This is a genomic window from Streptomyces sp. HUAS MG56 (assembly GCF_058673395.1).
In genome coordinates, this window is record NZ_CM178722.1 from 8,068,734 (window position 1) to 8,082,680 (window position 13,947).

Annotated in this window: 13 protein-coding genes and 1 pseudogene; 6 read left to right on the forward strand and 8 right to left on the reverse strand. The window is 67.2% G+C overall.

Features of this window, described 5'->3' with window-relative positions; genetic code table 11:
• Positions 1 to 971: 971 nt before the first annotated feature.
• Positions 972 to 1,856 (forward strand): cytochrome P450, encoded by an 885-nt coding sequence (locus AC4OXY_RS37705; protein ID WP_491991858.1) that lies wholly within the window; start codon positions 972 to 974, stop codon positions 1,854 to 1,856.
• Between the two features lie 96 nt (positions 1,857 to 1,952).
• Here AC4OXY_RS37705 and AC4OXY_RS37710 read toward each other — a convergent pair whose 3' ends face one another.
• On the reverse strand, positions 1,953 to 2,510 hold the full coding sequence (locus tag AC4OXY_RS37710; RefSeq protein WP_356038764.1) for a GNAT family N-acetyltransferase: 558 nt from the start codon (positions 2,508 to 2,510) through the stop codon (positions 1,953 to 1,955).
• A gap of 470 nt (positions 2,511 to 2,980) precedes the next feature.
• Between AC4OXY_RS37710 and AC4OXY_RS37715 the strand changes: the two genes are divergently transcribed.
• The 3 genes and pseudogenes from AC4OXY_RS37715 (at position 2,981) to AC4OXY_RS37725 (ending at position 5,829) form a co-directional block, all read left to right on the forward strand.
• The gene (locus AC4OXY_RS37715; protein WP_376288781.1) at positions 2,981 to 3,208 is read left to right on the forward strand and encodes a ferredoxin; all 228 of its coding nucleotides are present in this window, start codon (positions 2,981 to 2,983) and stop codon (positions 3,206 to 3,208) included.
• Positions 3,205 to 4,566: pseudogene (locus AC4OXY_RS37720) on the forward strand (NAD(P)/FAD-dependent oxidoreductase); the annotation flags it as partial. The gene AC4OXY_RS37715 and the pseudogene AC4OXY_RS37720, both read left to right, overlap by 4 nt.
• Positions 4,567 to 4,623: 57 nt before the next feature.
• On the forward strand, positions 4,624 to 5,829 hold the full coding sequence (locus AC4OXY_RS37725; protein ID WP_491994701.1) for a cytochrome P450: 1,206 nt from the start codon (positions 4,624 to 4,626) through the stop codon (positions 5,827 to 5,829).
• 295 nt (positions 5,830 to 6,124) lie between these two features.
• Here the strand turns inward: AC4OXY_RS37725 and AC4OXY_RS37730 are convergent, their stop codons facing one another.
• The 4 genes from AC4OXY_RS37730 to AC4OXY_RS37745 all read right to left on the reverse strand — a co-directional run bounded on the left by AC4OXY_RS37730 (position 6,125) and on the right by AC4OXY_RS37745 (position 8,857).
• A complete protein-coding gene (locus tag AC4OXY_RS37730) occupies positions 6,125 to 6,820 on the reverse strand; it encodes a contact-dependent growth inhibition system immunity protein (RefSeq protein WP_491991859.1) in 696 nt (231 codons plus the stop codon).
• A gap of 36 nt (positions 6,821 to 6,856) precedes the next feature.
• A complete protein-coding gene (locus tag AC4OXY_RS37735; protein ID WP_362820353.1) occupies positions 6,857 to 7,156 on the reverse strand; it encodes an RNase A-like domain-containing protein in 300 nt (99 codons plus the stop codon).
• A gap of 15 nt (positions 7,157 to 7,171) precedes the next feature.
• Positions 7,172 to 7,429, reverse strand: coding sequence for a hypothetical protein (locus tag AC4OXY_RS37740; protein WP_491991860.1), 258 nt, complete (start codon positions 7,427 to 7,429; stop codon positions 7,172 to 7,174).
• A 318-nt stretch (positions 7,430 to 7,747) separates the two neighbouring features.
• Positions 7,748 to 8,857, reverse strand: a complete 1,110-nt coding sequence (locus tag AC4OXY_RS37745) for an RNase A-like domain-containing protein (protein ID WP_491991861.1) — start codon at positions 8,855 to 8,857, stop codon at positions 7,748 to 7,750.
• Positions 8,858 to 9,011: 154 nt separating this feature from the next.
• Between AC4OXY_RS37745 and AC4OXY_RS37750 the strand changes: the two genes are divergently transcribed.
• Positions 9,012 to 10,052, forward strand: a complete 1,041-nt coding sequence (locus tag AC4OXY_RS37750; protein ID WP_491991862.1) for an ISL3 family transposase — start codon at positions 9,012 to 9,014, stop codon at positions 10,050 to 10,052.
• Here AC4OXY_RS37750 and AC4OXY_RS37755 read toward each other — a convergent pair.
• On the reverse strand, positions 9,985 to 11,652 hold the full coding sequence (locus AC4OXY_RS37755) for an ISL3 family transposase (protein WP_491991863.1): 1,668 nt from the start codon (positions 11,650 to 11,652) through the stop codon (positions 9,985 to 9,987). The genes AC4OXY_RS37750 and AC4OXY_RS37755 overlap by 68 nt on opposite strands.
• A gap of 93 nt (positions 11,653 to 11,745) precedes the next feature.
• Here AC4OXY_RS37755 and AC4OXY_RS37760 point away from each other — a divergent pair, with 93 nt between their 5' ends.
• Positions 11,746 to 12,177, forward strand: a complete 432-nt coding sequence (locus tag AC4OXY_RS37760) for a hypothetical protein (protein WP_491991864.1) — start codon at positions 11,746 to 11,748, stop codon at positions 12,175 to 12,177.
• A 671-nt stretch (positions 12,178 to 12,848) separates the two neighbouring features.
• On the opposite strand, the gene AC4OXY_RS37765 is transcribed toward AC4OXY_RS37760, so the two are convergent.
• Positions 12,849 to 13,358 carry a hypothetical protein gene (locus AC4OXY_RS37765; RefSeq protein WP_491991865.1) on the reverse strand — a complete coding sequence of 170 codons (510 nt, stop codon included), beginning with the start codon at positions 13,356 to 13,358 and terminating at the stop codon, positions 12,849 to 12,851.
• Positions 13,359 to 13,420: 62 nt separating this feature from the next.
• Positions 13,421 to 13,918, reverse strand: a complete 498-nt coding sequence (locus tag AC4OXY_RS37770) for a hypothetical protein (protein WP_491991866.1) — start codon at positions 13,916 to 13,918, stop codon at positions 13,421 to 13,423.
• Positions 13,919 to 13,947: the final 29 nt, after the last annotated feature.

Below are 13,947 nucleotides of genomic sequence, written 5' to 3' on the forward strand. Positions count from 1 at the left end.
GAGCTCGCCTTGCATCCGGCGGTGGCTCCAGGAGTGGTTCTCCTTCGCCAGTCGCAAGATGAGTTGCTTGACGGCGGGTGCGGTGGAGGGCCTGCCGGGGTCTCGACACGGGGCTGCGGTGCTGAGGAAACGTCCACTTCCAGGCGATGAGTTGCCGATGCCAGGCCAGCAGCGTGGTGGGTGTGTCGGCGGCGGCTGAACGCTGGTTCGGCCGCCGTCGAGAGTCCTTGCTCCCTATCCCGCTGCTCTTCTTCGAATGCGCGCGACAGGTGCAGAAATATGACCTATATCGTTGATGTGGCGTGCGTGGCAATATGTCATATGTGGCGTTTGGCGCTGAAGACAGGTGAGAGGAGCGCATCATGATCGCCAAGCTGCTCGGCAAGCTGTCCTTCACCCGCCACTACGGTGCGTATGGGGCCCACGAATGGGTTGCGTACGCCGGCGACGACTAGGACGGACCGCACTGTGGGCGGGCGCCCTTGGGCGTCCGCCAGTCCCCTGCGCTGCCGTCGATATCGGCCTGGATAGGTACGAGAGCCAGGGACGATCTCATGGGCCGAAGGAATGAGCCGCCGCGGTTGCCCGGAGGCAGCTTTGCGGCCTGGAGCCGCGACCGGCTGGCGTTGGCGCGCCGTGGGGCTGAAGAGTGTGGGGACGTCTGGCAGCTGGAGCCGGGTGTCTACGTAGCCGCTGCGGCCGGGCCGTGTGAAGCGGTCCTGCGCCACGCGCAGGATTTCCCCAAGGCATCCTCGCCTCTCTTCCCGCCGTTGAAGCGGTCGAGCGGGGCACCGACACCCGAGGAGCGTGCGCACGCTCGCGCCGCCCGCAGGCGCGGACTGCGTGCGCAGGCGGTTGCAGCCCGGATCGGTGAGATTGCGCCCCAGACTGCCCGATTTGCTGACCAGTGGCCCACGGGCCAGGACGTCGAGATTCTGCCCCCGGTCCGGCATGCCCTGGCAGAGATCGGCGTGAGCTACCTCTTCTCCGAAGACGCTCCCACCCTGCTGCCCTATGCCGCACAGCTCTTCCTGGCCCGGGAGGTGCTCGTACGCCCCTCGCGTTGGGTGTGGCCCCCCTGGATCCCCACACCGGCACGGCGGTTCCGCACACGGCAGCAAGTCGCCTTCACCGACGCTTTGCGGCCCATCGTCCGCCGGCGTCGTTCATCGGGCCGGCTCGGTGACGACATGCTGGGACAGATGCTCCGGCCCTCTCCCCACTACGGCCTACTGCCGGAAGAAGCCATCCTCGACACACTCCCCGGAATCACCGTCGCCACCTTCGAGACCCCTTCCCGGGCAGCCGGATGGATCCTGCTCCACCTGGCCCGGCACCCCCAGGCAGCGAACCGCGTCGCGGCTGAAGCCGCCTCGCTGCCAGCGGACCCGGCCGCGACGACCAGCGCCCACCTCGGCAGCCTGCAATACACCCAGGCACTGGTACATGAGGTTCTCCGGCTGTACCCCCCGAGCTGGCTACTGACCCGGCGCGCCCCGCGACAGACTCAACTCGCCGACTACACCATCGACGCCGGATCCACCGTTCTCATCTGCCCCTACACCGCCCACCGCGACGCACGGGAATATCCCGAGCCGGACCAGTTCCGGCCCGAGCGCTGGCTCGATGATTCGGGCTCGCCGGCGAAACCCGGGGTCTTCCTCTCTTTCGGTACCGGCCCGCACGGCTGCGAGGGGGCGGCTCTGGCCATGGCGATGCTGACGCTCCTGACTGCGCAGACCGCCCGCTGCTACCACTTGAGCGAGCCGCCGGGACCGGAAGCCAGCTACCAGGTCACCACCCTCGAAGGTCTCGCAACTGTCGGCTTGCGCCTGCGCGCGACCTTGCGCGGCTGAGGTCAGTCCTGCGTTCGGTAGCAGGACGCCTCCACCAGCGAACAGTGCACGTTGATCAAGTAACAGTGCCGTTCCGCACACGCCTGGACGACCTGCTCATGGTTCCCTCATCGTGTGTCGCTGGTCGAATTCGCCTGCGAGCATGCCCATCATGACGAGGTCGTGGTGCCGGCCGGCGAAGAAAACGTGTTCCCGCAAGCGCCCCTCCTCGGTGAAGCCGAGCCGACGGAAAAGTGCCAGCGATGCCTCGTTGTGGGCGAGGACCGCTGCCAGGCATTTGTGATAGCGCCGCTCGGCGAACATGAAGCGCAGCAGCAGCACTACGGCTTCTGCCGCGTAGCCCTTGCGCCGGTGGTCAGCGTCGATCGTGACATCGAACTCGAACCAGCCGGAACGAGGGCCGGTGCGATGCGAGCCGACTGTGCCAACCAGCTCTCCCGTGGCCGTCGCTTCGACTGCCAACCGGAAGCGGTCGTCATCGCACTTGGCGACGGCTTGCTCCTTCGCCCAGGCACGGTAGCTCTCGGCGGACCGCGGCAGATCCAGGCGGCTCCCTCGCCGCCCGTCATCCTCGGCGAAGCGCATGAACGCCGTCCAGTCGTCGGGCTCGATAGCGCGAAGGCGTACCCGATTACCGGTCCAGGACGATGCCATGCCCTATTTGATCACACTGCTGTGCGCGCGGGGCTGAGAGGCACACAGGCAGGTGCTGCCTGCCATGCTTGATTTCTACTGACCTTGGGCGAGCGCCCCCGGCAGCTGGCGAAGTGCAGGGCCGGATCGCTGACCTGCGCCATCTGATCGATCAATGCTGGAGTCGCCGGTATCGGTGCCGCTGTTACGCTGATTTTCTGACGTTATACCGGCGCACCGTGCCACACAGTTTCCGTCGAAACGGCAATCCAAGAGAGCGCCGCTTATATATCCAAAATGCAGACGCAGCCAGGGATACGTCCCTGGCCGGGCGCCGATCGCCTTGCCGTGATGATCAATTCATTCCCTGGGCGAGTGCGGTGCATCCCCTCGCACTTCGCAGGGGTGAGGCAGCGGCCATCCTCCTTGGTTGCGCGCAGGAGTGGCGCCGGCTTGAGGGTCTGCAGCTCCCACTTCCTGTGGAGGTCGGGGTGAAAGTTGTCGTTGATCTTTCCCGATGTGAGGGGTATGCGCAGTGCGCGTTCCTGGCTCCGGAGGTGTTCCGGATGCACGGTGAGGAAGCGCTGATGTACGACCCGAGCCCGGATGACGCCTGGCGTGACCAGGTGCTGCGCGCCGCGGCGGCCTGCCCGGTCCAGGCCATTCTGGTCGACCGGCTGGGGGCGTGGCACGCACCGGCGGAGGCGTGGCCGTCATGACCAGCGCCAATGATCTGCAGGCGTTCAGGCGCGAGGGCCGCATCGTGGTCGTCGGGGCGTCGCTGGCGGGGCTGCGGGCTGCGGAGGCTCTGCGGGACGAGGGTTTCACCGGTTCGCTGACCATGATCGGTGATGAGTTGGGCGAGCCCTACGACCGGCCTCCCCTGTCCAAGCAGGTACTGACCGGGTGGGTGCCGGTCGGGGGCACCGCTTTGCCCCGCCGTTGTGGCATCGACGCGGAGTGGCTGCTGGGTGTGCCCGCAAGTGGCCTGAACCTTGCGACGAACCACGTGCGTCTCGCCGACGGACGCGAGGTTCCCTTCGACCGGGTGCTGATCTCCACTGGGGTACGGGCCCGGCCGTGGTTCGTCGAGTCCGAGGCGGCGCTGGACGGGGTGTTCGTCGTGCGTACACGCGAGCATGCCGAGAGCCTGCAGCGGGCCCTCGCCGCCGGGCCCTCCCGTGTGCTGGTCATCGGTGCGGGATTCACCGGCTCCGAGATCGCCTCCGTCTGCCGCGAACGGGACATCCCGGTGACCGTCGCCGAACTCGCGCCCGCCCCGCTGGTCGGGGCGTTCGGCCCCGTGATCGGCGAGGTTGCGGCCGACATGCAGCGCGCTCACGGTGTGGACCTGCGCTGCGGTGTCAAGGTCGCCCAGCTGGAGGGCGACGCGCAGGGACGGTTTCGGCGTGCGCATTTCGACGACGGCAGTACGGTCGACGCCGATGTGGCGGTCGTGGCACTCGGGAGCATCCGCAACACCGAGTGGTTGCGGGGGGCGGGACTGGCTGCGGGCGTGTGGGGAATCACCTGTGACACGGGCTGCCGCGCCCTCGACGTCAATGGCCGCGTCACCGATGACGTCTTCGCCGCGGGCGACGTGGCACGTTGCCCGAACCCCATCTGCGGATACCGGCTCATCGCACTGGAGCACTGGGCCAACGCCGTGGAGCAGGCCGAGGTCGCGGCACACAACATGGTCAGCGCCCAGGCGGACCGTCGGTCCCACCTGTCCATCCCGCTGTTCTGGTCGATCCAGTTCGGCGTCAACATCAAGTCCGTCGGCCTGCCGACCTTCGCCGACGAGGTGGCAGTCACCCAGGGATCGCTGGACGACCACCGTTTCGTCACCGCATACGGCTATCGGGGCCGTGTCACGGCTGCCGTCAGCTTCAACAACGGCAAGTGGCTCGACCACTACCGACGGTTGATCGAGACGGCCGCACCGTTCCCGCCACCCTGCCCCACTCCGGACCAGCCAGCCGATATGAAACCGGTGCCCGTCGACTTTCCCGGCCCCGCCCTGCTCGCGCAGGAAGCCACGGTGGCCGTCACAAGCCATGACCCCGGGGAGCGCTGCGCCACGGCCGGGCGCCGGTTCCGGCAGGAGGAAGGCCAGACGACCACGACCGGGATGCCCGGAACGCTCCAACGGATCTTCGACTACGCCGCCCGGGCCGACCCGTACCCGCTGTATGCCGAGCTGCGCAAGACGCCCGTGGCTCGGCAGGAGGACGGCAGCTACGTCATCAGCACCTACCGCGAGATCACGGACACGCTGAATGACCCGCATCTGAGTTCCGACGTGCGCAATCTGTCGCATGCGATGCCCTCAGTCGAGGGAGTGGCCACGTCGTCGTTCATCCACATGGACTCGCCCGAGCACGATCGCCTGCGGCGTATGGCGATGCGTCAATTCGGCCCCCCGCACACGCCTGGGCTGGTGACCGGACTCGAAGACTTCCTGACTGCCACCGTCGGCAGTCTGATCGACGATCTGGCGGGCAAGGAGCGGATCGACATCGTCGACGATTTCGCCTTCCCGTTCCCCGTAACCGTGACCTGCCACCTGCTCGGCGTGCCACGCGAGGACGAGCCGAGGTTCCACCTCTGGGTGAACGACATCATGAACGCGGTCGACTACGACCCGAAGACCGACCCGAAGGAGAGACGGGACAAGGGCGTACAGGCCCGCAAGGACTTGCTCCAGTGCCTCGGCGAGTTGGTGGAACAGCGCCGCGGCCGGCCGGGAGACGGCCTGCTGTCACGGCTGGCCAACGACGAGGGGCCCGATGGTCGGATGGCCGACGCCGAGATCGTCGCCACCGCCAAACTGCTCCTCATCGCCGGCCACGAGACCATCGTCAACCTCATCGCCAACGGCATGCTGACGCTGCTGCGCCACCCGCGGGTGCTGCAACGCCTGCGCGACGAACCGGCCCTCGTCGTACCGCTGGTCGAGGAAGTGCTGCGCTACGAGCCTCCCGTGCAGATCATTCCCTGGCGGGCGGCGTACAGCGACATCACCGTCGCCGACACAGTCATCCCCAAGGGCTCGCAGATCATGCTGATGCTGGCCTCAGGCAGCCGCGATCCGAAGCGCTTCCACGATCCGGACCGCTTCGACCCGGATCGGCGGGACAACCAGCACCTGGGGTTCGGCAGCGGCATCCACCTGTGTTTCGGCGGCCCGCTGGCCCGGCTGGAAACCCAGATCGCGCTGACCGAGCTGGTACGCCGCCTCGACCGCCCCAGGCTGGTCACCGACCCGCCGCCGTACCGGCCCAGCCCCGTCCTTCGGGGTCCGATCCATCTGGACATCGAGCAGGGCGACGGTTGACGCAGCAGCCGAGGACAGGTTGCAAGGTCGCGCCGTGGATGGCCCGGTCGGCTCTGCATCCGACAGCAACCCGCTACCACCGTCCCTAGCGCCGCCGTGGACCCGCATGACCACCGCTGAAGCGTGGCGAGCTGCTACGGATAAAGCCGACGCCAACGGGCCGACCGCCAGCGGTCGTCGTCGGAACGCTGCGTCTGTCCGGCGGCCGGACGACTCAGGCAAGAACGGACCGGATGGAGGCCAAGCAGCGGGCGGACCCGCCAGGCCGTGTCCACTCCCGCAGGGGACACCGGGCTCAGCCAGTGGCTCCCTGGTCCGGAGGTCCGTACTCGGCACGCGGCCCCCTGAACCGCTCCGCGATCACCGCGAGCCAGCCGCTCGGCGAATACGGTGCCGGCGGGTCGACTTCCATCCCCAGCTCGGCGACGGCCAGGGCGTAGTCGGACTCGTCCAGGTCGAGCGCGAGCAGCTCATAAAGTTCCCCGACGAGGCGGGCCACGAGCTGTGGGGCGGCGGAGGTCCGGTAGTCGTCGGCGGCCGCGTCATGGTCGTCGAACTCGTCAGGCATGTCCTGGGAGAACCATCCGCTGAGGAACTGGCCCAGCTCGGGGAAGCGGGCGTGCCATTCCCAGTGGGTGGCGGGGGCGGCCGGGGGCGGGACCTCGCCTTCCACGATGCTGTGCTTGATGTGGTCGGCGAGGCAGGACAGCCATGGCTGGATCTCGCCGTCGGGCAGGCCGATGTCGGGGAGCGCGTAGAACTCGCCGAGGCGCAGACGCAGCCGGCCCGGCGGATTCTCGGCGTACTCCCGCACCTGCCGCTCCGCGACGGCGAGCGCCCAGGGCCGACTCTGCCAAGTCTGCCGCAGGTAGGCGGTCAGGGCCTGGCTGGGCTTGTCCGGAGTGTCGTCGGCCGGCTGTCCGGCGTAGGCGCGCATCACCTGGTCGAGCTCGCCGTAGCGGCGGTCGTGTTCGAGGGGGCTCAGGGGCACGGATGATCAGCCTCTACGGATCGTCGCTACAGGTGGCTACAGATAGACCGGGAACGTGGCGTGGATAGCGAAGCCGTGCGGCCGGGATGTGTCGCGCTTCAGGACCACCCGGGTCGCGCGGACGTCGACCGGTTCCCGGCCGGCCAGCATCATGGCCTGCAACAGCACCCGCCCGACCGGGTCGGGCCGGGACGGCCAGGACGCCTCGATGGTCAGTCTGGGGCGCGTGGACTGGGCGAGCCAGCGATGAATGACCTGCTCGTTGGCGGTGACGACCTGCTGGGTCGCCCACTGGGCGGTCTCACGGTCGGGATAGGTGGCACTTCGGGTACGCACAGTGTCTGGGCTCCGTCAGATGGGGTTGAACGACCAGAAGACGCCGACCTCGTCCGGTGAGACGACGACGACTCCGTAGTCGCCGTCGTATTGCGTGACCGGTTTCCAGCCGGTGACGCCGGCTGTGAGATCGGGGGAAGGGGACGTGCGGGCTTTGGTGATGTTGCTGTAGCAGGAGATGTCCTCGCCGTACCGGTCGAGCAGGATCCGAGCGTCGGCGAGCGCGCCCGCAGTCTTGTCCTCGGGCTCGGGCGGTCCCCATTCGTAGGTCATGGTCACCAGCAGGCGAGCTGCTGTCTCACTCGTGACCGGGTACAGACACTCGGCCAGCGCTTCGCGGGACAGAGGGAGAAAGGGAAAGGACGGTCTGCTCGGCGTCCGCTCCTCATTCTCCTTGTCCCAGTCGAGTGTGAGCCATCCGCGTGGATCGTCGACGTCCCGGTTCATGACCGCCAGCACGTCGCCACGCCAGTCGGAGTGTGTTCGCGGACCGGTCGCCACGAAAACGTAGAGGTCCTCCAGGAGACGCAGGGCAGCTGCCTCCCACGCACTTTTGGTAACAGTTTCCATTCCTGTTCCAGACGGAATCGATCAGCGCGCCGGCATGGAAGTGATGACGACGAACGGGGGATTGAGGCTGGAATCGTACTTCAGGCGCGTATCGATGTTCTTCACATCGACGACCTTGGCATTCATCCCGCCCTGCTTGAAACCGCTCAACGGATCCTGCGGGTCGTACGGTTGCTTCGTGACGCTCGTGCCCGTGATCTCTCCGTTGGGGCCGGGGCCGACGAACTTCTCGACATCTCCGTCGGCGGGCGGAGGAGGGCCCTTCAGCCACGCCGTGATCTGAGCGGAGTGAGCATCGATGTTGTACTGCGTGAACCGCTGCGCGCTGTCTAGGTCCTTGAAGCTGGAGGCACCCCCGATCGAGGGCTTGCCGTGCGGCCACGACTGGGTCGGCGGATCACCCTGGTCGCGCAGGCGTTGTGCGAGTTGCTGAGGGGACTTTCCGACGTGCTTGTCGAGGGTGTGTCCGCCGTCGAGCCACTCCATGCTCGCCAGGTCGATCTTGTAGACGCCGTTCTTGGTGTCCGCCGGATCGGTCCACTTGTACTGATGTTTGAAGGCGTCGAGTGTGCGTGCGCCGAAGGCCTCGGCCCTGGCTTCCTCTGCCGTGAACTGGGGCGCGCTTCTGAGCGCCTCGTCCAATTCCCATTCCAGGCCGAGGAGTGTGGTGGCGGCGTCGCTGAACTTCTGCTGGTAGATCTCGACGGCCTTGTCCGCAGCCTCCCTGTCCATGTGCCTGCGGAAGGCCATCACCAGCTCGCCGAACATGTCGGTGGCCGCGAGTTTGAGGATTTCCAGCGGGTCGAGCCGGACCGTCAGGTCCTCCACCATCCCCTTGGCCGCCGTCTTGGCGAGGTTCTCGGTAGTCGTCCGGCAGGTGTTCGCGACCTGCGCGAGCTCGTCGCAGGTCTTCTGGATGGTGTCGGCGGTGTGGTGCAGCACCTCCAGGATAGGGCGGCGCTGCGCGGGCGCCACGTCCCCTGCGGTCTTCCAGCTGCGTCCGCCCTGTTCGTCGATCTCCCCCTGCGCGTTCCGGCTGCGGCCCCAGGCGGTGGTCCCCCAGATCGACTGGCAGAACGCATTCATCGCGCTCTGCCATTCGCTGTGTCCCTGACAGGAGCTGCAGAACATGGGCAGCGGAACGGTCGCGGATGCGGTGCGGGGCGTTGGTGGTGACGGCGGCCGTGTCTGATGGCGCTATTTGAAATTGGCTCTGTCCGCAGTTCCGTGAATCCGCAGGTCGGCAGCTGGAACGGGGGATCGTTTCAGCAGGGTGTTTCCTGCCGTGGCGAGCAAGACGGTCGAGGATGTGCTGTTTCCCGGGATCGATGTGCGGGTGGAGCGGGTGAACGACTTCTCCAGCGTCCTGGTGGTGGAGGCGGTGTCGACGGCTCGTCCGGGCCGGTGCCCGGACTGCCGGAAGCAGGCGAGGCGCGTACACAGTACGTACCAACGCGCCCTGGACGAGCGGCCGTTGGGTCCTCGCCAGGTCATAGTCCGGCTGCGGGTGCGCCGGTACTTCTGCGACCGGAAGAACTGTTCCCGCAAGACGTTCGTCGAGCAGGTTCCGGGCCTGTCCGAGCGGCACCGCCGCTCCACCAGCGGGCTGACGAGCTGGCTGCGGTCGATCGCGATCGAGCTCGGCGGCCGTCCGGCTGCCCGACTGTGCCGGCGTCTGCGGATGACCGCGGGCCGGACCCGGCTGCTCAGGCTGCTCAAGGCGCCGGCGGTGCCGGACCGCGCCCCGCGAGTGCTGGGGGTGGACGAGTTCGCGTTCCGCAAGGGCTGCACCTACGGCACCGTGCTCGTCGACGTTGAGGCCGGCCGGGTCGTGGACGTGCTGGCCGACCGCACCTCCGAAACGTTCGCGGCCTGGCTGGCCGAGCGTCCCGGAGCCGAGATCATCTGCCGGGACCGGGCCAGCGCCTACACCAAGGCGGTCAAGGAGGCCGCCCCGGACGCTCTGGAGGTCGCGGACAGGTGGCATTTGCTTCAAAACCTGGCGGCCGCAGTGGAGAAGACCTGCCACCAGCATCGCGACTGCCTGCGTAAACGTGCCGAGGAGGAGACAGTGACCGAAGCGCCCGAGGCGGCCCCGATGCTGTTACCGCCCGCAGAACTGCCCCGCACCCAGATCATCGAGCGGACCCGTCACCGATACGAGGACATCCACCGCCTGCTGGAAAAACGCTGGACGATCAGCGCTGTCGACGATCACGAAATTCGGCTCTGTCGGCGATCTTGTGACGCTGCCGGGATCATGGGCTGTGCAGGATGCGTTGGCGGAGCAGGTCGAGTTTGGCGCGGCCGAACCCCATGCGCTTGAGGAGCTTGACTCTGCAGACATGGCCTTCAACCTGGCCGGAGCTCCATGGGCTGCTGAGGGCGGCGGTGACAGCGTCGAAGTCTCGGTGTAAGCCGTTGACCAGCGAGTGCAGGGCAGGCAGTTCGTCCTGGGTGACCCGGTCCATCCAGGCTGGGAGTTGATCGCCGCGGAGGTCGCGCATCATGTCGGCGAAGTCGCGGACGTGGCATGCAACAGCGTCGAGGTGCGGGCAAGCGGCCCTGATCTCCTTGAGCTCTGTCGCATCGGCGTCCGAGAGGTGTCCGGGGTTCGTCATGATCCAGCGCACCACTCGGCGGGGCTTGGGCGCCGGCCGCGGTTCGGGTTGCGGCGCCGAAGGGTGCTTTGGCCTGGGGCTATGGGGCTTCTTGAAGGGGCGGAAGTAGCGGCGCACGCTCTGGATGTCGCCGGTGAAGCCCTGCTCGCGCAGTTCGCGGTGGAGCTGGGGAATGTCGTGGCAGCCCTCGTTCCACCGCTGGTGCAGATAGGGCTTGTGGATGTGCAGGATCGAGGCGCGGTTGACGGCTTTGACCAGGAGCTCGTCCAGGCTCTGGGCGCGGGCGAAGCGCCGCACGGTGGAGTGGTCGAGCCGCAGCTCGCGGCGGATCCCGGACAGCGACATCCCCGCAGCTAGCCGGTGTTGCACTGCTTCGTACCGCTCCGTCGTGCGCGCGACCAGCCGCCGCGGTTTCCCCAGGACATCGAGCGTGCCGTCGGGTGGTTCGAACGGCTCGGCTTCGGCTGGCGGCACCGCAGTGACCAGGGACTTCACGGGCGGCTCCTCAGTGACCGGGGGCGTGGCGAACGCGGTCCGGATGCACGGGTGGTGAGAGCCGACGGTCTTCTCTACGGCCTCGGCGAGGTTGCGCCACAAGTGCCAGGCGTCCGCGACCTGTTGTGCCTGGGGAGCGCCAGAACGCGCGCCTTCGGCGTATGCGCCGGCCCGGTCGCGGCAGATGACTGCCACCTCGGGATGGCCACGCAGCCAGTCGGCCAGCGGATCGGCGTCCCGACCGGGCAGGACATCGAGCGGGCGGCGGGCCTCCAAGTCGACCAGGAGGGTGGCATAGGTATTGCCTTTGAGTAGGGCGAAGTCGTCGACACCGAGGACCCGTACGCCTTGGTCAGGCGGGTCGGGTATCGCGCGTAGAAGGTTGAGGAGCGTGTCCTTGCCGACCCGGATCTTCAACGCGGCGGCCAGCCTGGCCCCGGGGCGTCCGGCCAGGAAGAGCGCGATGGAGGTGAGCGCGGCGCGCAGCAGTGGGGTGTAACGGGCATGCGGGCTGGCCAGCCCGGGGATCTGCTCGGCGAACGTCACTGCCGGACAGGCCGAGTTGAGGCATTTGAACCGACGCACGGTCAGCTCGATCACGACGGCCGCGCCGCCGAGTGGCGCATCGGACAACCGGCGGACGTAGCGGCCGTGCACCCTCCATGACGGCATCCGGCACCCCGTACATCTCGCTGGCAACGACGAGCAGGACGCACGTAACGTGACCGCCTCGGCGGTACGCCTGGCCGACTCCACCACCACATCAGCTAAATGCGGTAGCAACTGCCCCAAACCCCCTGAACCGCACACCCGCTATATGCCCAGCTCAACCGCGAGACATCACAAGATCGCTGACAGAGCCGAATTACGTGATCGTTCACACTGGCCCTCTACGCTGCTCACGTGCGCTATCTGGCAGAGTCCTTCGCCCTCGGATCCCTGAGACGGGGTCGGCCTGTTGAGCAGTTCCTTGGTCCTGCTGGCTCACCCGAGCATCCCGGCATCCACTACGTCGAGGTCAGGTCAGCCAAGACCCACTACGAGATCTTCCTGCACACCCTGGAAGATGTCGGTCACGAGAGCTTCGCTGACCTGGTTGAGTTCCCTCCCCTTGACCCTGACGACGAGGAAGAGGAGTTCGGCCGCCTTGTCGCGACTAGCGACGACCCCCTCGTCGCCCTCGCAGCCGCTGAAGACGTCACCGGCGCAGTACGCGATAGGTGGGTCAACGCCGGTGTGGTCCAGGACGAGTATCACGACTACGTGATGGCCGGACGGCCGGCAAACAGCTCACCAGATGGACATCCCTGGCCGGTGCCGCCGTCCAAGTCTTGATGATCAAGTCGGATCACGAAACTGCGGACAGAGCCAAATTCACCCAGCCTCATCAGCGAACCCGGCGTACAGCCCGACTCGTCTGTCGCCACCTGTGGCTTTGCCTGAGAAAGGGCCTCTGACCTGCAGCGGAGGCCCTTTTCGATCTTTCAGGGGCTTGCCGCGTAGGCGGCGGAGAGTCCCTCGGAAGTCCCTCGGACAGCGCTGAAAGTCTCTGACCTGGAGCTCAGGGGCAGAGGATGCCTCTGAGCTGGCTTGGATCCATCAGACGAGACGTGTCGTCCGGATCGGCCGCCGCTACTTCCTGGAGTTCATGCGGTAGCCGTAGCGGATTGGGACGACGTGATCAAGGCGGTCGGCGAGCCGGGACCCGACACCCGAGGGGTGATCTGGGTGCGGCGCGAGATCGGTGGGCACGAGGCCGCGGGCAACCCGCTGTATGCGCGCAACGGCAGGTCGTCTTTCTGGACGGTCCCACAACTTCACTCGCCCCACCGGACCCACCGCTGCGTCTGCGCGAACTGGACCTGCTAAGCGCCCGGCCCGGGGTCACCTCCCGGCGGGCTGCCCTAGCCAGCGAGTGGCACAGGACTTCGCCCCGGCGATGGCCGTGGCCGGGCTCCGGCCCGGTCGGGCTCGGCGGGGGCAGGTCGAGTTGCAGGCGGGGGCGATCACAGTTTGAACAGGACCCCGCGCCATGTCCACCCCGCGCCGAGGACCGCCTCCTGCAAGGGCGTCTTCAGCTCCGCGGAATCGAAGAGGAACTCCTCAGTCTTCTGCAGGCGGCCGTCGGCCCCGCGCTCGACCGTCCAGCGCCGGGAAACCGTCTTCACCTGCCCGCGGGACTGCTCTGCCGGCAGCGCCAACCTGGGTGTACTTCCGATCCAGGTCACTTCCCACTCGCGGTCGAGAGCGCGGACTTCGCGGCTCTCCGGGACCAAGCGCATCCTGATCTGAAGGGTGCGGTTCACCTGAGTCCGGGCGAAGAAGGTGTGCCAGGCTGGATCCCGGATACGCCATTCCGCAACCAGATCGGCCCCCTCAGCGGCACCATCGCGCACAACATAAGGCGTGTCCGGCCCGCTGACTTCGAGCAACGCCGCCCGGACCTCTTGGATGGATCGCGGCGCGACGCCACCTTTCGGGCGCTTGGTGCCGGTGAATATGTCGAAAAAGCCCATCAAACTACCACCTATGAACGTCTAGTCACTCGAAGTGAGATCTCCGGGTGCGGTGGGACACGCTAGGACACCGCCTCGGTGTCCGGGCCGACCGTCCGAACGAATTCCTGGAAATCCGGCAGAACGGTGTCGTGCTGTGCCGCGGTGGCGGTCAGGTATGTCCGGATCACCGCACGTTTGCGGGGGTCGTTGGCGTCCAGCATGGCCAAGTACACCTGGGACTGGACGAGATCACGGCGCACACCGCCGACGACGGCTGAGAACGTCAGCCTCTGTGTCAGTGCGGGCGCGGCCTCGGAGCCGACCTCGTGTCGGTTCACCACTACCACCGACTCGGCGACTTCGTGCAAGCGCTGGACCGACTCTTCCGCGAGTTCGGGCAACCCCACCGTGTCAGGAGGGACCTCGCCGTCGATGGTGATGTTCGCGGTGAAACCGGCGTCAGGCTCCGGGTGAAGCGCGACAAAGGCAGCCTCGGGGGCGCCGACCTTGTCAGGAGGGGCCGGGCGCCAACCGTCCGGCAGGCGGAATTCGATCGGTACTGGCAGGGTCGAGGCCATGAGGGTCGTTCCTTCCACGGGGTGGTCCA